The following is a 19,516-nucleotide window of genomic DNA, read 5'->3' as shown; positions in this document are numbered from 1 at the left end:
CGGCATGGCGTAAAGCCCGTGCTGAGAGCTTTAAAGTTCCGAATATGGGCCGCCGAATGTCATCCGATTCCTTAGCGGGCAGTGGCATCCATCGTTGCCACCAGGCTCGCCTGCAGGAACAAGTCTCGGCCAATGGAGGGAATCGTGAAACCGAGTGCTTCGGAACCCTTGCGCCGAAGTGCCTCGTCGCGGGAAGCCTGGCTAGCTGTAATCAGTTCCGCTGATGGCGAAGGGATTGCTCCGTCCACAATGCTAGCCTGCCAGTTTTCGGAGGCGAGCAGGGTTGTTCCTGCCAGGCGAAATCCTCGGGCAGAATGGAACCGCCGCCAGGCTTCCCGTGCCAGTTTGTCCACCAAGGCATGGTCTGCCGCCTTCCCGCTCAGGCGGGCGTAGTACCGCAGGCCAGCCGCCGCGTAGGCGTAACCCTCCAACTCGGCGGTGCCGAATAGTTTGCCTTTCCCCATTCCTTGTCGCAGTCCATCCTTTTGCCACAGTTGCCTGGCCAGAAAATTCTTCACTTCATCGGCGGAACGACGGTAACGGGGATCTTCCGCCGCCGCTTCGCTCAGGGCCTTGAGCGCCAATCCGTTCAGTCCGGCCAGCAGTTTGTCGTCCTTGGGCAAATGGCGCTGTCGCCACACCTCCCGCAGCTTGCGGTAGACAGGCTCGAGTTGCGTTAACTCCGCTGCCGTCGGTTCGTGCATCTGCTGGGGCAAATAGCCCAGATCCGACTCCGCCGCAGCTTCCAGCCCCCAAACGCGCGAGACCAGGGCAAACTGGCCCGGGCTCAGCATTTGCCGGAGCTGTTCCCTGCTCCAGAGATAGACTCCGCCTTCCCGTCCTTCACCATCCACCGCTGATGTGCTGGCGATGAAGGCGCCGGTTTCCGCATCGCGCATTTCCGCCAGCATGAAATCCAGGGTTTCGAAGGCGATTTCCCGGTATTGCGGCTTGCCCAATACGCGGGCGGCACGTAAGTAAAGCAACGCGAGCTGGGCGTTGTCGTAGAGCATTTTTTCGTAATGCGGGGTGTGCCAGTCAGGATCGACCGTATAGCGGAAAAACCCGCCGCCGACATGGTCGCGCAGTCCGCCCTTCATCATCCGGTCGAGCGTCAGTGTCAGCCATGCAGCAAGCCGCTCGTCTGGATGGTGCTCCTGGATTTGCAGCAGGGAGGTGAGCTGGGGTGCGATGGGGAACTTGCGCGCCTGGTCGAGTCCGCCGCGCAAGGGGTCGGCCATCGCCAAGGTCTCTTCCACCAGGCGTTTGCGCCAGGTCGCGGCAATATCGGGAGACAGTTTCACCGGGGCGGATGCCACCGGTTTGCCGCTACCGGCAGTCTTCCTGGCCGCCGCCTTGAGTTCCCGGCTCCCCGCCTGCCAGCGTTCACTCAGTTGGGTTATCAGGCTGAGGAACTGATCCGGCTTCGAATAAAGCGTGGCGTAGAGCGGATAGCCTTCGGGCGTGATGAATACATTGAGTGGCCAGCCGGCAACGCCACGGGAGCGCCGCGAAAATTCGATCATTTCGGCATCCAGCGCGGCATTCAATTCGCGATCCACCTTCACCGGAATGAAGTCACGATTGAGTATTTCGGCGATTCTCGGGTCGCTATAACTTTCCTGCTGCATTACATGGCACCAGTGGCAGGAGAAATAGCCAATGGAGACGAACAGCAGTTTGTTTTGTTGCCGCGCCAAGGCGACCGTGGCCGGGCTCCATTCCTGCCAAGCCACCGGGTCGGCACCGTGCAGTGCGAGGTAAGGGGAAGGATTATGGGCGAGGCGGTTGGCCAGCGGCGCTGCCATCACCGTCAGAGGCAGGGCGAACAGGTACGCCACCAGGAGCCAGCCGAGTAGCCGTTGCCTTGATGACCAGCCGATGAGTTTCTTGTGTAAACGCGTTCCTGAGGATTGTGTGCGCATAAAAAAAGGGTTCGAAGATAAAGCTTCGAACCCTTTTTGACGACATTTGTTCAAACATTTTGTCGTTGTTTTGTTGGTCATTAATATCTTCAACTAAGCGGGCTGCGGAAGTTTGCCGCCTACCAGGAAAATCTCAATAGGGAATTCATGGATTCCTGTGCCGCGGACAGCATGAAATCTGACTCGCTCTCCGGTTAATTCACAGAACCAGGATTCTTGTGAAATAGGGTTCTTTCCAGGGAAGGCTTCGGGCGTGAACAGCGCAACATTGATACCCCCTTCAGGATCTCGGGCAGACGCAAACTCAAAAGCCTGGATGCCATCTGCTCGCAGGATAGCCCCGAGTGCCTGGCTAGTCTGGTAATCAGCGGGATGGGTGAGTTCGGCATGGTAAGCGGTGAACGGTTGCGCCTGCAGCTTGAAGCCCCTGTCAGTCTGATAGGCCGCCTCGAATAGAGTGTGTTGGGTGTCTAACTTGCCGAATGGAGGCGTCGTCATGCCAAACCAGAATACGAAGCGGTAGTAGGCTGCCTCCATAAGGACGGTCCTGGTTCCCTGGGAACCGTAAAACAGGCTGGGTTCGTTGCGTGAGCCAAAGCGGGAACCATGCTTCAGGGGCGGATAGCGGAACGGCGTGGCCAGCAGATAATGAAGTCCCTCGGAGTGTTTGCGCAAAGGAGGCTTGGTTGCTTCCAGCATGTCTTCGAGTGCGGCCTGCCGGCTAAGTGAGCTGACAAGCTGGTGTGTTGCCACTTGCTCCTGACTTTCCACGAGACGAAGCAAGCTGCCTGAGAGCCTGACCGGCTTGGTAGTTGCCAGGCAGGCATTCCAGTTGACCACTTAAAGCTTTCCTCGCATGGCATCCAGGTATTCAAGCACCGTGACCAGACCTTGTACCGTTTTGGCTTGCTCAGCCGGTATGCCGCCTGTATGGGTGTTTTCAGTCTGCATCCAATGCTGCATCTGCTGGTAATTCCCCCCCACCAGGACGTAAAGGGCGCGATAGCAGCGGATAAAAAGTAGCGCCAATTCACCGGCCTTACTGCCCGGTTCAATCCTGCCACGGCTGATGGCAGAGCGGTCCTTGCCGATGATGTCGCCCAAACAGGATTGGTTCATACCCAGATTCTTCCCGGCGTTGATGAGTGCTTCTGCGAGGACGCTGGCTTTGTCGATGTCCTGAATGGCAGCGAGGTTCATTTTAGGCTCCTTCTCAAATCTGTATTGTGCATAATGCACATTATAGTCAATTAATGTGATAAACACACACAATTTCAGGCGCCATATCGTTGTGATTCACGGCACTGCTCCACAACACATTTCCCGGTTCATATACCTTTTTATTACGGATTATTCGCCCATAAAAAAAGGGTTCGAAGATTATCTTCGAACCCTTTTTAACCGCATTTGGCCAAAACTTTATTGCTTCGGTAACCTTAAAAGTTCAAACCTTTATTGTCACGAAACATAAATATTTTAGGCGAAGTTCTTTGCCGCGAAGTCCCAGTTGACCAGGCTGGCCAGGAAGGTCTCAACGAACTTCGGACGCATATTACGGTAGTCGATGTAATAGGCATGCTCCCACACGTCCACACACAGCAGGGCCTTGTCGCCAGTGGTCAGCGGGGTGCCGGCGGCGCCCATGTTGACGATGTCGACGGAGCCATCAGCCTTTTTCACCAGCCAGGTCCAGCCGGAGCCGAAGTTACCGACTGCGGAGGTCTGGAAGGCTTTCTTGAAATCATCAACAGAACCCCACTTGGCCTTGATGGCATCAGCCAGCGCACCGGTGGGTTCGCCGCCGCCGTTCGGCTTCATGCAGTTCCAGAAGAAGGTGTGGTTCCAGACTTGGGCGGAGTTGTTGTAGACACCACCGGCCGGGGCCTTCTTGATGATGGCTTCCAGGTCCAGGTTTTCGAATTCGGTGCCCTTGATCAGGTTGTTCAGGTTGGTGACATAGGCCTGATGGTGCTTGGCGTAGTGGTATTCGAAGGTTTCTTTGGACATGTGCGGTTGCAGGGCGTCCATGGCATAAGGCAGTGCTGGCAGGGTGTGTTCCATAGTGTATTGTGCTCCAGATGGTGGGTGGATTAAAACAAGTCAGTAAATTAGACTAAGTTTAATTGTATCGACTTTCATTGTTTACGGCAACACTCAATCATAGACCAATTCTCTTGTCTGGAAAGCATTGGGCAAACGCTATAACATAGCCGCTTTTGGTTTTATAGCGTAATCCATGAATTTATTGAAGGCATTGGCCGCCGTCGGCAGCATGACCCTGATTTCCCGCATCCTGGGTTTCCTGCGCGACACCATCATTGCCCGGGTGTTCGGTGCGGGGCTGTATTCCGACGCATTTTTCGTTGCCTTCAAGATTCCCAACCTGCTGCGGCGACTGTTTGCCGAAGGGGCTTTTTCCCAGGCGTTCGTGCCTATCCTGGCGGAATACAAGTCCAAGCGCGGCCATGATGCAACGCGCGATCTGGTGGATCATGTAGCGACATTGCTGGTGCTGATTCTTCTTGTCGTCTCGGTGATTGGCGTTCTTGCCGCGCCGGTGCTGATCTATATCAGTGCGCCCGGTTTTGCCGCGGTGCCGAGCAAATTCGATCTGACGGTCGATTTATTGCGTCTGACTTTTCCCTACATCTTTTTCATCTCGCTGGTTTCGCTGGCTGGCGGTATCCTCAATACCTACAGCAAGTTTTCCGTGCCGGCCATCACCCCGGCGCTGCTCAACCTGTCCTTCATCGGCTGCGCGCTCTGGCTGGCGCCGTATTTCGATCCGCCGGTGCTGGTGCTGGGAGTTGCAGTGCTGCTCGGCGGCCTGCTCCAGCTCGGTTTCCAGCTTCCCCATCTGGCGAAGCTCGGGCTGCTGCCGCGCTTTCGTCTGAAGTTCAACGACGAGGGGGTGTGGCGGATTCTGAAGCAAATGGGCCCGGCAGTCTTCGGTGTATCGATTAGCCAGATCAGCCTGTTGATCAACACTATCTTTGCCTCGTTCCTTGTGACCGGCAGCGTGTCCTGGCTGTATTACGCCGACCGCCTGATGGAATTCCCCACTGGCATCCTCGGCGTGGCACTGGGCACCATTCTGCTGCCCAGCCTGGCCAAGCACTACGCTGATGCCTCTACCGTGGAGTATTCCCGCCTGCTCGACTGGGGCCTGCGCCTGACTCTGATGCTGGCACTGCCTGCCGCGCTGGCGCTGGCGATTCTGTCGGTGCCGCTGATTTCCACGCTGTTTTTCTATGGCAAGTTCACGCTTACCGACTTGTGGATGACGCGGGAAGCGCTGCTCGCCTACAGCCTCGGATTGCTCGGCCTGATCATGGTGAAGGTGCTGGCGCCGGGTTTCTATGCCCGACAGAACATTCGGACGCCGGTCAAGATCGCGCTTTTCACCCTGTTCTCGACGCAGATAATGAACCTCATTTTCGTTTTTATTCTGGATCTCAGACACGCCGGGCTGGCACTTTCCATCGGCCTGGGGGCATGCCTCAACGCCGGGTTGCTGTTCTATCATCTGCGCCAGCACGATATCTATCATCCCCAGCCCGGCTGGCTTAAGTTTTTCCTGCAGGTGACGGCTGCTTTAGCGGTGATGGGCGGGGTGCTGTGGTTTGCCATGGGAGGGGAGGAAGTGTGGCTCAAGGGCGGCATCGTCTCCCGTGTGGTTCACCTGAGCTGGACAGTCGTAGCCGGAGCGGGAGCCTATTTTGCCGCGCTCACGCTGTTCGGTGTGAGGGTCAAGGATTTCATCCGCCACGGCGCTAAATGACAGGCTGTTTTTTTGGTAAAAGATATGAACCGCAGAGGGCGCGGAGGACGCAGAGTAATACAAAGGCTAACTCGCCATAAAACCCTCGCCTAAGCAGGTCTTAAACCCTTGTTTTTCCTCTGCGTCCTCCGCGGTGAAATACGGCTTTTTGGGTTATAATCTCATCTTTTTTGCACACGGCTATGTTGATTTACCGCGGAACACCCGCCCAGCCTCTATCTCCGGTCGCGCTTACCATTGGAAATTTCGATGGCGTGCATATTGGCCACCGGGCCATGCTCGCCCGTCTCACGCAGGCGGCGCGGGAGCGTGGACTGTCGCCCTGCGTGATGACCTTCGAGCCGCATCCGCGCGAATTCTTTACTCCAGAGCAAGCGCCGGCGCGCCTTTCCAACCTGCGTGAAAAGCTGGAACTGTTTGAGCGCTTCGGCGTGGAGCGGGTCTTTATCCTTCGTTTCAACAAACGCTTCGCTCAGGTCAGCGCTGAGAACTTTATCAGCCGTATCCTGTGCGAGGGTTTGCAGACGCGCTGGGTGCTGGTGGGCGATGATTTCCGTTTTGGTGCCAAACGCGCCGGTGATTTCACCATGTTGCAGCAGGCCGGAAAGCAATATGATTTTGAGGTGGAAGCCATGGACAGCGTGACCGTGTCCGGTCAGCGCGCATCCAGCACCGTCGTGCGCGAGGCGTTGGCGAATGGCGACTTGGCTCTTGCCGAGCGCTATCTCGGCCGCCATTACAGCATCAGCGGCAAGGTGGTGCACGGCGCAAGCCTTGGCCGCAAGATCGGCTTCCCTACAGCCAACATCCAGATGAAGCACAACAAGCCGCCGCTGGCCGGTATTTTTGCGGTCGAGGTTCACGGGATCGGTGACAAGCCGCTGCAGGGCGCGGCCAGCTTGGGCGTGCGCCCGACCATTGACGACAAAGGCAAGGCTACGCTGGAAGTGTTTCTGTTCGACTTCAACGGCGACCTTTACAACCAGCACCTGCACGTGGAATTTCTGCTCAAGCTGCGCGACGAAATGAAGTTCCCTAATCTTGAGACGCTGACTGCACAGATTGCGGCAGACGTAGAAAACGCGAAGAAATTCTTTATTAACCGCTAAGGACGCAAAGGTACGCAAAGGAAAAGCTTTTTTGTTTTCCCTCGCGTCCTTCGCGTCCCTTGCGGTGAGAGGTTATAAATGGCTGATTACAAAGACACGCTCAATTTACCTGACACTCCCTTCCCGATGCGCGGCGATCTCGCCAAGCGCGAGCCGGGCTGGCTGAAACAGTGGCAGGAAAGAAAGCTCTACGAGAAAATCCGTGAGGTCAGCGCTGGACGGCCCAAATTCATTCTGCACGACGGTCCGCCCTATGCCAACGGCGACATCCACATCGGCCATGCGGTCAACAAGGTGCTCAAGGACATCATCGTCAAGAGCAAGACTCTGTCCGGCTTCGATGCGCCCTACGTGCCCGGCTGGGACTGCCACGGGTTGCCGATCGAGCTGCAGGTGGAGAAACAGCACGGCAAGGAGATTCCCGCCGCCAGATTCCGCGAGCTGTGCCGGGAATATGCGGCATCGCAGATCGAGCGCCAGAAGGCCGACTTCATCCGTCTTGGTGTTCTGGGAGAGTGGAATAATCCCTACCTGACCATGGACTTCAGGTTCGAGGCCGATATCATGCGCACGCTGGGCCGCATCCACGCCAACGGCTACCTCTACCAGGGGCAGAAGCCGGTGCACTGGTGCGTGGACTGTGGCTCCGCCCTGGCGGAAGCCGAGGTGGAATACGAGGACAAGGCTTCACCGGCAATCGACGTCGCCTTTGCCGTGAAGGATGTCGCCGCGCTGGCCAAGGCGCTGGGTATCAACCCCTCTCCCGCAGGGGGAGAGGGAGCAAACGTGAAGGGCGCTGGTTTTGACTTGCCAGTGTATGCGGTGATCTGGACGACCACGCCGTGGACCCTGCCGGCTAACCAGGCGGTGTGTGTTCACCCCGATTTCATCTACGACCTGATCCAGACGCCAAAGGGTATCCTGATCCTGGCGCGCGATCTGGCAGAGGCCTGCATCACGCGCTACGGTTTCGACGCGGTAGAAGTGGTGGCGACCGTGCAAGGCTCGGCGCTGGAATATCTGCAATTGCAGCATCCCTTCTACGACCGCACCGTGCCGGTGATCTGCGGCGACCACGTCACGCTCGAAGCGGGTACCGGACTGGTGCATACCGCGCCGGCCCATGGCCTGGAAGACTACGCAGTTGGTGGCAAGTACGATCTGTTGGTGGATTGTCCGGTAGGCGGCGATGGCAAGTTTTACGCCAGCGTTCCCCTGGTCGGCGGCCAGTCGATCTGGGCGGCCAACAAGACCGTGGTCGAAACTCTGACCAACAGCGGTGCGCTGTTGCTGGAAATCAAGCTCAAGCACAGCTACCCGCACTGCTGGCGGCACAAGACGCCGATCATCTTTCGCGCCACGCACCAGTGGTTCATCGGCATGGAAACTACCGGGCAGCACAGCAGCCTGCGTACCGCTGCGTTGAAAGCCGTCGAGAACACCGAGTTTTTCCCGGCGTGGGGTCGCGCTCGACTCGAGGCCATGATCAAGAATCGCCCGGACTGGTGCGTTTCGCGCCAGCGCAACTGGGGCGTGCCGATGCCGCTGTTCGTTCACAAGGAAAGCGGCGAACTGCACCCGCGCACCGCGGAACTGCTGGAGCAGGTGGCGCAACGCGTGGAACAGCAGGGCATCGAAGCCTGGTTCAGCCTGGAAGCCAGCGAACTGCTCGGTGCCGAGGCGGAAACCTACCAGAAGGTGAGCGACACTCTCGATGTCTGGTTCGATTCCGGCTCGTCTCACGCCTGCGTATTAAAACGGCGCGACTATCTGCAGCATCCAGCGGACCTGTATCTGGAAGGTTCCGATCAGCACCGTGGCTGGTTCCAGTCATCGCTCCTCACCGGCTGCGGAGTGGATGGCCACGCACCTTACAAGGCTCTCCTCACGCACGGTTTCGTGGTCGACGGCAACGGCCACAAGATGAGTAAGTCCAAGGGCAATGTGATCGCGCCGCAAAAGGTAGTGGACAGTCTCGGTGCCGACATGCTGCGCCTGTGGGTCGCTTCCACCGACTATTCCGGAGAACTGACCATTTCCGACGAGATCCTCAAGCGGGTGTCCGAGAGCTACCGCCGCATCCGCAACACCTTGCGATTTCTGCTGTCGAATATCGCCGATTTCGATCCGGCGCAGCACTCTCTGCCGGTTGAAGAATGGCTGGAGATCGACCGTTACGCACTGGCGATGGCAAGGGATTTCGAGAACGATTGCAAAGCACACTATGAAAAATACGAGTTCCACTTCATCGTTCAGAAACTGCAAGCCTTCTGTTCCGAAGATCTGGGCGGTTTCTACCTGGATATCCTGAAGGATCGACTGTACACCGCCGGCGCTGATTCCCGCGCCCGCCGCTCGGCGCAGAATGCGCTTTACCATATCACCCACAGCCTAGTGCGGTTGATGGCACCCATCCTCTCCTTTACTGCCGAGGAAGTGTGGCAGGTGCTGGCTAAAATCCCGGAAGACAGCGTATTTCTGCACACCTGGAACGATGTGATGCCGACCCAGCCGGAAGAGGATGTGATCAGGCAGCGCTGGGTGCAGTTGCGTCGCGTGCGTGCCGATGTGCAGAAGCAACTGGAAGAAGTGCGGGTGGCTGGGAAAATCGGGTCCTCGCTGGCCGCCGAGGTGGATCTTTATGCCATCGGCGAAATCTTCGACCTCCTTGATTCTTTCGGTGATGACTTGCGTTTCGTGTTCATTACGTCGCAGGCGCGTTTGCATCAAGGTGGCCATCCCGAAGCGGTGGCTGGCGAAGCCGGGGTGGGTATCCGTGTCAGTGCCAGCCCGGAGCAGAAGTGCGAGCGCTGCTGGCACTACCGCGCCGATATGGGTGCCGATGCCGCCAAGCCCGGCTTGTGCGGACGCTGTGTTTCCAATCTGCACGGCGAAGGCGAGCCGCGCCAGTATGCGTAACGGGTGGGGCTGGCTCGTGCTCAGCGTGGTCATTGTCTTGCTCGACCAGCTGAGCAAGCAGTGGGTGTTGCAGTCGCTAGTCTTTGGCGAAGTGATCGCGGTGATGCCCTCCTTCAACCTGGTTCTGGCCTACAATTCCGGCGCGGCGTTCAGCTTTCTGGCCGGAGCCGGGGGGTGGCAGCGCGGGTTTTTTAGCGGGGTTGCAGTGGTTGCGGCAGTGGTGATCGTCTATCTGTTGCGCAAGCATCGCGGGGAAAGACTTTTCAGCCTGGCCCTTGCCATGATCCTCGGTGGTGCGATCGGTAACCTGATGGACCGTATTCTGCTCGGCCACGTAGTGGATTTTCTCGATTTTTATGTGCAAGGCTATCATTGGCCCGCGTTTAATGTCGCCGACATGGCGATCACTGGCGGCGCAGGACTGCTGATCTGGGACAGCTTTAAAAAACCCGCAAAACCGTGAGGGGTGAGGAGTGAGGAGAAAAGTAAAAGGCGGCACAGCCGCGGCTCAACTCCTTGTTTCTCACTTTAAAGTAATAAACTTAGGAGGCGACCATGAGCAAACAAACTGCCGCTGCCGGCGATAAAGTGAGTGTGCATTACACCATCTCTGTCCAAGAGGGCGAGGTGATTTTCGATACCTACGAGGAAGACGAGCCTGTCGTCCTGGAGATCGGTGCCGGTGAAATTGCGGAAAACCTGGAGAAGTGTCTGATCGGACTGGAACCGGGCGAGCAACGCGTATTTCTGCTTGAGCCCGAGCAGGCGTTCGGCCTGAGCGATCCGGAACTGGTGCAGCGGATCGAACTGGACATGTTCCCGGATGACATCGTTGTAGAAATCGACAGCCTGATCGAATTCAACCTGCCCAGCGGCGAGGCCGTGATGGGGGTGATTCTCGACAAAACCGAGACCGATGCGCTGGTGGATTTCAATCATCCCCTGTGCGACTACCCGCTGAAATTCGAAGTAGAGATTCAGGAAATTCTGGAGTAAATATGGAAGTGTTGCTCGCCAACCCTCGCGGCTTCTGCGCTGGTGTGGATCGCGCCATCGAGATCGTGGAGCGCGCGCTGGAACTGTTCGGTGCGCCGATTTATGTGCGCCACGAGGTCGTCCACAACAAGTTCGTGGTGGAGAGCTTGCGCGCCAAAGGTGCGGTGTTCATTGAGGATCTTGCCGAAGTGCCGTCCGGCAGCACGCTGATTTTCAGCGCCCACGGTGTTTCGCAAGCCGTGCAGCAGGAGGCGGAAGCGCGCGGCCTGAAAGTGTTCGATGCGACCTGCCCGCTGGTGACCAAGGTGCACCTGGAAGTGGCGCGGATGCGCAGGCAGGGCAAGGAAATCATCATGATTGGCCACAAGGGCCACCCCGAAGTGGAAGGCACCATGGGGCAGGCAGATGGCGGCATGTACCTGGTCGAAAAGCCGGAGGACGTGGCTGGATTGCACGTTAGCAACGAAAATAATCTCGCCTATGTCACCCAGACCACCCTGTCTATGGACGACGCCAGCCGTATCGTCACCGCGTTGAAACTGCGCTTTCCAAGTATCAGCGGCCCGAAAAAGGACGACATCTGCTACGCCACACAGAACCGCCAGGATGCAGTGAAAACCCTGGCGCAGCAGTGCGACGTCGTGATTGTGGTGGGCTCGCCCAACAGCTCCAATTCAAATCGCCTGCGCGAAGTGGCGCAGAACATGGGGGTAGCCGCCTACATGGTGGACAACGCCAGCCAGATCGAACCTGTCTGGCTGCAAGGCAGGAAAAAAGCCGGCGTTACCGCAGGAGCTTCCGCACCGGAGGTGCTGGTGAAGGAAGTGATTGCCCGGCTGGAACAGCTTGGCGCCGGTAACGTGGAGGAGTTGAGTGGCATCGCCGAGAACGTGGTGTTTCCTATCCCGAAGAGTCTTTCCTTATCTGAGCACGATTAAGCGAGCGCACCCGACTTGAAGTGGCCGGGTGCGCTGGAAAGTTCCTCTCACTTCTTAAAGTCCTGAATCAGACTAAATCAGTAAAACTGATTTTCAGTCCAGGACTTCGCGCCAGGAAACTCTTTTCCCCGAGGCGCCTCCACCACCGATGTCTACCCCTTGAGTTTGCTTATCGCCTGAAGCGCTGGTAACGATGGTCTTGATTGTGCCGTCCGGGAGGCGGATCACGACGAAGCCTACTGTCAGGGAGCCCGTGATTTTATTGGCCGCTATACTTTGTACTGCGGATGTTGAGATGTATGAGCCCGTGCAATAGTTCAACTGATAGAACCAGCTGTCGCCGCCGGTAGAACAGGCGTCCTGTTTTGGAACATTGGTCGCGATTAGCATCGTGCCCAGAACGAGCTGAGGATCAACGGTAACACGTTCCCCAGGTGAACTGTTAGCAGGGTTGAAATCCAGAAGCCAGCCCGTATTAGAGCTCAGGTCCACCGGGTTGGTGCTTATCGTTCGCGAGGTTGTCGATGAGGCAGCGAGAGTTTGCTGAACGATCGGGGTGCTTCTCAGGTTGCCCCATGCGGCGGTCGAGTCCTTGATTGCATAAAAGGATTGCTGGCTGGCATCTAGTGAATCGTTGAGACCAAGATAACGGCCGGTTCCGACGAAGATCATTTCGGTTGAAGTGCCGCATATCCCAAGTTCCGGGCGGGTCGTGACGGGTTGTGTGTTGTTGCTGCCGTCCTTAAGTTCGCCGAGTTTAATGACAGAGTTGGTAGTAAGGTCGAAGCGCCAAAGGTTGCCGCGCAGGTCTCCTCCATAGATACGGAGCGCTTTGTTGTCGGTGTTGGGATTGTTCGACCATCCAGAAATCATGGATAACCCGGCTGGATCCGTAGTCGAACCGAAACCAGTGTCAATTTTGCTAAGGACGCTCCCGTTCGCCGCATCCAGCACAAACAGGAACGCCTTACCGGTTCCCGGGCTAACGTTGTTATGTCCGGAACTGACCAGTACGACCCATTTTCCGTCAGATGGGCGTTTCGTGATCACTGCGTTGCCGTAGCTATAGCCCAGGTCGGTATCGGAATTTGCGCAAACGGTGCTGTCGGAGCAGGTTTCCCACAGCATTGTCGGGTTATTGGGGTCAGTGATGTCTAGCGCGTAATAGCCCCGTCCCCCTTTGTTCAGCCCTCCAACAAGAATGGTTTTCCACACACCGCCAATATAGACATCCATGGATTCTGGTGTCCCATCCACGAAAAACTTGTGGTTGGTCGAGTAGTTATCGTTTGCCAACTGGTACAAATCAGACATGATCATACGGGGCACATATGCCCAAACTTCACCACCACCTCCGGCGGTGGCGTCAGGGCTGGCGTTGAAGGCATGGAGCATGCCGTCATTGGCTGAAATGTAGAGCATCGCCTGGCGCGCCGCCTGAGTGGTCTTGAAAGTTGCGTAGTCGGTATCGCCGAAATTGTACTTCGGCCGCGCCACATAGGCGGGTTTGGCGTTAACTGTATCGCCGAGGATATGCTCGCGGTCACGGTAAAGTATACCTTCATACTCGCTATGCCCACGCAGGTAGTTGACCAGATTCTCACCATTGTCCGCCAGCAATCTCTGGGCAGAGTCAAGGGTCGAATATTGCGACATCGTGGCAGATTTGCTGTTGAAATAGGCTTTCTCAGTGGCGTTCAGATTGGTCCAGTCAAAAGTCTTGAGTAGTCCGGTTGAGGTATCTCGGGTGTAAATCGTGCGCGTATCCGAGGAGTCCAATGCCTTGGCGTCAAGCAGGGTTTGCGCCGACCAGTTGACGGTGGCAATGACATTGCCGGTAGCCGGATCGATGGATTGCGCCTTGACCTCGCCATCCCATTTGAGGGTGCGGAAAAAGGTACTGTAAATTGAATTGTCGGTCTGTGTGATGTTCGGGCTGCTGGTGGCGGAAGCCGCAGCGGCGCCGGTGATGATCTTGATGCTGCTGAGAGCCTCAGACAGCCCGCTGGCAAGAGCGGCCGGATCGCGGGCGCTGAAATAATGGCCACGGCCATTTACCGCCGCATGCCAAAGATCATCCACTGCGGTTTCCGAGTCGTTTACCGGCTTTGGCCAGTTGCATACTCCGGACGCCCAGGCGCAGCCAGTTGAAGCAGTTTTGATGTTGTAGAAGTCGCCGTTGGTGGCGGTTTCATAGTCTGGCCGGTAGGTCATAACGCCATCAACGCCCAGACCCAGGGTGAAGGTGATCATGTGCTGGTGGGGGGCGGGATCCTTGTCGGAAGTCGGTACGTTGTCCTTGGACACGTCCGTACCCAGTACACCGGTCGTGCCGGTTGGCCGGAGGTCATTTTTGTAGTAATACATGGCTACGTCGGCAAGGGTATCGGTTGACCCGATATTGCCATCATAGGCCCCCACGGCGCGGGTGGAGTAGCCGGTGTCGGAGTTGTCCTGATCACCCACGCCACTATAGGTCTCGTTCCAGTAACCATCCGTGGTGAGTAGTGAGAAGTTCTGCTGGCAGGAGTATTGCACCGGGTCGACTGCACCGCTCCAGTTCTTCTGGAAAATTTTTCCGGCCTTGGTGAGTGCGCCGCGCAGCGGTGTTGACCCCGATGGAACCTGATAAAACAAGGTGTTGTACCAATACTCTTTCTGGGTTGCATCGAAATTCGAAATATCCAGAAACTTGGTGCTGGAATAGCGGTTCGGGCTGCTTCCACTAATGCTTTGGGTGACACTGGATGTATTGATGGTGTAAAAGCCGACCCGGTAGTTGTCGCCCAGCGGCAGGAATGCCACGCTGCTGGAGGATTTCATCATTTGCATGCGGGTGCGGTAGTAAGCGTACCAGTTGGCGAAGTTGGTCATTTCTTCAGCGTAGCTGCACGAACTGGCGCTGGCAACGCAGTCGAGGCGGCTTGCGCCGCGTGGATAGGCTGTAGTGGTCGGCACGATGTTGATGCGCGAGAAGGTGCTGAGGCCCGCGCCGCCGCCGCTGATGTTGGAGACGGTGGTTGGCATGCTGCGCGAAATGCCGCCAGTTAGAGTGCTGGCGTTGGCGATGGTTGTGTCTGTATTGGACGCGGTGATGACGATGCTGAAGCCATTTGGTGCCGAACCCTGCGCTACCGGCGCCTGGATGTAGAAAGTGGCGGAATTGGTCGGGCAGGAAGTGCCGGTCGCACTGGAAGCGCCGGTATATTCGAATGGCGTGGAATTCAAATAGGTATTGATCCGGTTGCACACGGCCAAGGCCATGTTCTTGTTGCGCGTGCTGCCGCTTGTGCTGCTGGATGCGGCTATGGTGCCATTCAGGATTTCGACGCCGTTGACCGTGATGCTGGTGACGGCCCCAGAAGTGGTGGTGTTCGAAAAGTCGACGCGCGAGGTGGCTGCGGTGGTGCCCGTGGAGGGTGAGAAGGCCATGATCACCCGGCCGTTGGGGATTGCGCTGTTGGAAAGCGCGGTGACGTTGCCGGAACCGGTGGTGGGAGTGATTACCACCGTGTCGTTGCTGGCGGTGGCGGAATATCCAGGATATGGCGTAGCCGGGGTAGTTCCATTATAGGCATTAATTGCCGAAGCAACGGCAGAGGCAACGGTCTGCCGCTCGGCGGTGGCATTTGTGCCGGTGCTGGAAGTGATGGTAGTGTTGATGACGTTGATACCGTCAATTTGAATGCTGGTGATACTGACGGAGTCATCCGAGCCGGAGTTGCCGATTACGATCGTGCCCTTGGCGGTGGAGCCTGCCGAGGTATTGGAAAAACGGGAATACTGAAAAGAGCCGGTCTTCTTGGCTTGGCAGTTGGTCATGGCTGCAGAATCGCACCAGCGCACTGTGGCGGGAATGGTGTAGATGCCGGTCGGCGCATCGGCGACTTGGCAGGTCTTCAGGTCGGTAGAGGTGCAGTATTCCTTGGCGGCAATGGTGAAATAGTAGGGGGCGCCGTATTTGTATTTGATGTTGCTGGAGGAGTCCTTGCCCCGGTTGTAGCCACCGGGGGTGTTGTCCGGATAGGAGTAACTGGCCGAATTGGTTTTGCAGTTCGCACCGGTGGCGGAGTCAGCCGGGTCAAGGCACCAGACCCGATCGGGGTACTGGGTGGTCAGGTTCACGCTGGTGTTGGACTGCTCCAACTGGTTGGTATTCTGCCGGTTGAAGCCGTCGGTCAGAACGGCACTCCAGTTGGTGGAATTGGCGGCATTCATGCTGTTGAACTTGGTGCCGTTGAATTTCACCGGGGGAGAATAAACGATGGCCGGATTGTAATACTGGGTGTTGAAATCACTTGACATATAGGGTGGATCGCCAATCAGGCATTTGTCCCGGTTGGAGTCGGCGTCGTCGCCGCTGTCCAGGCAGTGGAAGTCGCCAGGGTACGAGCCGCCGCCCCAGCGGTCGCTGATGTAGTCCGGCGTGTATTGCTGCATCATGCTGCCGGAATCATCCAGAATGTAAAACAGGTTGGGCCTGACTGTCGCCGTAGTGGCTTGGGCGAGCGGTACGTCCGCCAATTCCGTGACGGCCGCGTGGCTGGGTAGCCCCGCAAGATTCGCGCAAATAAATAGTACAGTCAGCAAAGCCTGCTTGCCGTAAGAGTGGGATTGTACGTTCATGGTTTTCTCCTGTTGCACAAACATGCCGATCAGAATGGAATCAGCAGCATGGCTTGAACGATGCTGGTCGAATTGCGCGGGCCAATTGTACGGGCGGTGACGCGGTAATAAACACCGGATGCGGTTGCGTCGAAGCAGTAATTGCCAATACTCTGACTACCTCCGGGGCAGACACCACTGGAAGTGGAGACGGCAGTGGAGCACTGGTTTGCCACGCCACCATTGTTGCCGTTATAGGCGGTATTGGGCTGGGTACACATGCGATGGATAATGTAGGTGGTGGTATTGCTGGCGGCATCCGTGGCGAGGGTTGCGGTGTTGAGTCCAGACCAGGTCGCCGTATCTTTCCAGTCAGGTTCAGGATCGAGCTTGGATGAGTAATAGCCGGCGCTCGAATCGGAGTTGTTGAGCGAGGAGGTGCCCACTTTGCTCATTAGCCAGAGATAGGCGGCATTGACGCCCTGATCGGTTGCGTTCAGGGTGCTCTGCCTGAACGCGAGGTTGCCTGAAATTACCGTGGTGGTATCTATCGAGCGCACCAGTGCTATGCCGGCCAATGTCATCGCAACCAGCACGATCAGTGCAATAAAGAGTGACATGCCCTTTTGCTGTTGGCGCAGGGAAGCAACTTTCGTGAATCGCCGGTTTGAGTCTTGGGGGGTCATACTGGTCTCCAGATCATGTTTCTGACTGGTACAGTCGTTTCGAAGGTCTTGTAGCGATAGCACTGCCAACTCGTTCCGTCTGCGTCATTGGGCAGGGTGATGGCACCGCCAGCCCAGTTCAATGAAAAGGACGCTGCGGACGTGACATTGCATAATCCTGTTGCCGGATCGGGTTTCTCACGCAGGCCGCTGCGCGCAACGACAACCAGGCGTACTGAGCCAATGCGGCTAAAGTCTCCGCTGCTTCCAATGACGCCATTGCCATCTGCGTCCAGCATGGTGTCGCTATAAGTGTCGACCCTCAAATCAGAAATAATGCCCGCACGGGTGTCAAAGCCGTATTGTGCGTGCATGCTGACAATGCCATCCATGATGGCGACAGCCGGGTCGGGGGTAAGGACATTTCGCACCATCAGCTGGTTATTCTGGATGGTGTACTCATTGATGGTGGGTATTCCACCCAGATTGAACACCGGTGAATTGACGTTGTATGCGATGCCCAGCCCGGAAGGCTTGTTGTAGCGGGCAGCAACCTGCTGGCAGCCTTTATTTGGGTCTTTGTAGTTGCCGGAATTATGTATGATGTTGTCAGTTTGGGCCGCCGCGCTCGAACCTCCACAGGCATCGACAGCGGCAGGCAGGCCGGTGACCTGGGCAAGCGTGCAGTCTTTGCCGGGCTCGGCGATGATGACCAGATCACCTTCCTTGAAGCCGAAGCGATTGTTAACTTTTAAATTTGCCGCATTCCCGTTGTAATCAGCAGTAATTAAGGCTGGCGCGGTCTGGAGTGGGGAATTGCCATAAGAAAGGGTGATGGTGTCCGGATTCGTCCCCACTCCCTGAACAATCTGGACGGGGATAAGATTGAAATCGAACTCGTAAGGCGTTCCGGCCCCTTCATCATAGGCCTTGATGGTGCAGCCCATCAGGGTGAGGCTGTTGAACCCATAACCGGCTTGGCGGACATCGCGCTCGATCTGGTACAGGGCGATGGCCCCTGCCTGGAGCGCATCGCTGCCGCTGGTGGTTGTTCTTTTTTGTCCTTCAAAAAAGGTAAATACTTGCAAGATAGCCAAGGTGGAAATCAGGGCGATAACCATACCTACCATGAGTTCAACCAGGCTGAAACCCCGACTTGTTTTTTTCGAAATGCGCGCAGTCATGGTCTGTTCTGCCTCAATTGTTGATCTGAGTAATTACCTGGTGCCTGTGCGCAACCGGGGTCTTGGGGGGTTGCCATGACACTGTTATAGTAACCAGGTTGTTGGCCCCAATTGCTATCGTTGGCGCGTTGGCGGTTGCGCCCGGCAAGGTGCTTTGCACTCTGGCAACCCAGTTAGTCAGTACGGCGGGTGGTGTGCCTGTCCCGCCGTAGGCATAGGATGTTATGTTGGGCTGATTCGCCCACATTTCACCAATTACCTGGTTGGCAAGGAACGCCGCATCACTGCGGTACTTGGCATCGGAGACATTGCTGATGGCGGCTGCCTGCATGCCAATCAGCGCCAGGATGCCCATCGAAAAAATCAATATGGCGATTAAGGCTTCGAGCAGCACGGAACCTCGTTGGTTGTGCATGGAGGTATGGAGCTTGGCTATGGGTCTAACAGGCGCGTGGATCATTGGGTGAACTCACTGTCAAATTAGGGTCGCACATTCTAATGTTGCCGCCGGCGCCGATTGTGATCCTCATTTCCCGGCTGTCCGCGGTGTTAAGAACCGACGAATCCACGTCGATTCGGTTAATGGCGTTGGCGTTCTGAACCCGGCCGAAGGCGTTGAAGGTTATGGTGGTTGCACCGGCTGGCGTAACGGCGACTGTGACGTTCGGGCTTCCATCCTGCGAGGTACGAGTCTGGATGGTCGTGCCTGCCGCCGTTTGAACAGTCCAGTCGGCTTTGCTGCCTAGCACAAACTGAGTATTAGTATTGCGCTGAACCGCTTCTGAACGAGCTAATTGAATACCGTTCAAAATGGCCTCGGCACCACCTCGAATCTGGGTGTTCTGAATCCAGATGCGGTAACTAGGTATCGCGAAAGATGACAGAATGCCGAGCAATGCGATCGTTATCATCAGCTCGATTAGCGTGAAACCCGAGTTGTGCGTGTGGTTTGCGGTCAACACGTACCACCTTTTGCTCTGATCCAGCAATTGTTGGGACTGGCTGTTGCCCATCCCGATGGAACGCCGGCAGTGGTGCGAGCGTTGTCCTGGTTGATTGTGAAGATGAAACTTCCCGTACCTTGGTTAGCGATGCCAGTTGCCCTCGCCTCGAATTGTGTTGCGTTCAGGGTCGGGCAGGTAAAGGTGAAATATTTACTGGTAGGCAGTAATGCTACGCTGCCCGCCGCGCAAGCTCCCACATAGCTACGGTTATCCTGGAAATGCTGTTCGAGCTTGACACGCATATCGGCCAGTAAAGAATGGGCCTCTGCCAGCTTGCTGCGTGTCAAATAATCCTGATAGGAAGGCAATGCCACTGCGGCTAATATGCCGATAATCGCGACGGTAATCATCAGTTCAATAAGCGTGAAACCCAGTGATTTTTTCATAAAT

General features: G+C 56.6%; 16 protein-coding genes. 6 read left to right on the top strand and 10 right to left on the bottom strand.

Annotation, left to right across the window (positions count from 1 at the left end; genetic code table 11):
- Positions 1-71: 71 nt before the first annotated feature.
- From SCD_RS10580 to SCD_RS10565, 4 genes are all read right to left on the bottom strand, one after another.
- Entirely contained in the window at positions 72-1,925 is a 1,854-nt protein-coding gene (locus tag SCD_RS10580) for a thioredoxin domain-containing protein (RefSeq protein WP_009205143.1), read from the bottom strand.
- 93 nt (positions 1,926-2,018) lie between these two features.
- A complete protein-coding gene (locus SCD_RS10575; RefSeq protein WP_009205142.1) occupies positions 2,019-2,765 on the bottom strand; it encodes an RES family NAD+ phosphorylase in 747 nt (248 codons plus the stop codon).
- Positions 2,766-3,125 (bottom strand): MbcA/ParS/Xre antitoxin family protein, encoded by a 360-nt coding sequence (locus tag SCD_RS10570; RefSeq protein ID WP_009205141.1) that lies wholly within the window; start codon positions 3,123-3,125, stop codon positions 2,766-2,768.
- A 276-nt stretch (positions 3,126-3,401) separates the two neighbouring features.
- A complete protein-coding gene (locus SCD_RS10565) occupies positions 3,402-3,986 on the bottom strand; it encodes a superoxide dismutase (RefSeq protein ID WP_009205140.1) in 585 nt (194 codons plus the stop codon).
- Between the two features lie 175 nt (positions 3,987-4,161).
- Between SCD_RS10565 and murJ the strand changes: the two genes are divergently transcribed.
- The 6 genes from murJ to ispH all read left to right on the top strand — a co-directional run bounded on the left by murJ (position 4,162) and on the right by ispH (position 11,668).
- On the top strand, positions 4,162-5,706 hold the full coding sequence (gene murJ / locus SCD_RS10560; RefSeq protein ID WP_009205139.1) for a murein biosynthesis integral membrane protein MurJ: 1,545 nt from the start codon (positions 4,162-4,164) through the stop codon (positions 5,704-5,706).
- A gap of 182 nt (positions 5,707-5,888) precedes the next feature.
- Positions 5,889-6,815 (top strand): bifunctional riboflavin kinase/FAD synthetase, encoded by a 927-nt coding sequence (locus tag SCD_RS10555; protein ID WP_023506949.1) that lies wholly within the window; start codon positions 5,889-5,891, stop codon positions 6,813-6,815.
- Positions 6,816-6,893: 78 nt separating this feature from the next.
- Complete coding sequence (gene ileS, locus SCD_RS10550; RefSeq protein WP_009205137.1) at positions 6,894-9,734, top strand: isoleucine--tRNA ligase; 2,841 nt, start codon at positions 6,894-6,896, stop codon at positions 9,732-9,734.
- Entirely contained in the window at positions 9,727-10,197 is a 471-nt protein-coding gene (lspA, locus tag SCD_RS10545; RefSeq protein WP_009205136.1) for a signal peptidase II, read from the top strand. Before ileS ends, lspA begins: the two co-directional genes overlap by 8 nt.
- 92 nt (positions 10,198-10,289) lie before the next feature.
- On the top strand, positions 10,290-10,730 hold the full coding sequence (locus tag SCD_RS10540; protein WP_009205135.1) for an FKBP-type peptidyl-prolyl cis-trans isomerase: 441 nt from the start codon (positions 10,290-10,292) through the stop codon (positions 10,728-10,730).
- Positions 10,731-10,732: 2 nt separating this feature from the next.
- Positions 10,733-11,668 carry a 4-hydroxy-3-methylbut-2-enyl diphosphate reductase gene (ispH, locus tag SCD_RS10535; protein ID WP_009205134.1) on the top strand — a complete coding sequence of 312 codons (936 nt, stop codon included), beginning with the start codon at positions 10,733-10,735 and terminating at the stop codon, positions 11,666-11,668.
- Between the two features lie 93 nt (positions 11,669-11,761).
- Here the strand turns inward: ispH and SCD_RS15780 are convergent, their stop codons facing one another.
- The 6 genes from SCD_RS15780 to SCD_RS10505 form a co-directional block, all read right to left on the bottom strand.
- Complete coding sequence (locus tag SCD_RS15780) at positions 11,762-16,294, bottom strand: PilC/PilY family type IV pilus protein (protein WP_023506947.1); 4,533 nt, start codon at positions 16,292-16,294, stop codon at positions 11,762-11,764.
- A gap of 29 nt (positions 16,295-16,323) precedes the next feature.
- Positions 16,324-16,893, bottom strand: a complete 570-nt coding sequence (locus tag SCD_RS15775) for a pilus assembly PilX family protein (RefSeq protein ID WP_148290770.1) — start codon at positions 16,891-16,893, stop codon at positions 16,324-16,326.
- A 62-nt stretch (positions 16,894-16,955) separates the two neighbouring features.
- Positions 16,956-18,122 (bottom strand): PilW family protein, encoded by a 1,167-nt coding sequence (locus tag SCD_RS10520; protein ID WP_009205131.1) that lies wholly within the window; start codon positions 18,120-18,122, stop codon positions 16,956-16,958.
- A 13-nt stretch (positions 18,123-18,135) separates the two neighbouring features.
- Complete coding sequence (locus tag SCD_RS15770; RefSeq protein WP_023506946.1) at positions 18,136-18,537, bottom strand: type IV pilus modification PilV family protein; 402 nt, start codon at positions 18,535-18,537, stop codon at positions 18,136-18,138.
- A 25-nt stretch (positions 18,538-18,562) separates the two neighbouring features.
- Positions 18,563-19,081: a GspH/FimT family pseudopilin gene (locus SCD_RS10510; protein WP_023506945.1), complete on the bottom strand. Its 519-nt coding sequence runs from the start codon at positions 19,079-19,081 to the stop codon at positions 18,563-18,565.
- Positions 19,078-19,512, bottom strand: a complete 435-nt coding sequence (locus tag SCD_RS10505) for a type IV pilin protein (protein ID WP_009205128.1) — start codon at positions 19,510-19,512, stop codon at positions 19,078-19,080. Before SCD_RS10505 ends, SCD_RS10510 begins: the two co-directional genes overlap by 4 nt.
- Positions 19,513-19,516: the final 4 nt, after the last annotated feature.

The organism is Sulfuricella denitrificans skB26, from assembly GCF_000297055.2.
GTDB classification, from domain to species: domain Bacteria; phylum Pseudomonadota; class Gammaproteobacteria; order Burkholderiales; family Sulfuricellaceae; genus Sulfuricella; species Sulfuricella denitrificans.
The sequence above is the reverse complement of the archived record's forward strand: the minus strand, read 5'-3'. Positions and strand labels throughout refer to the sequence as shown.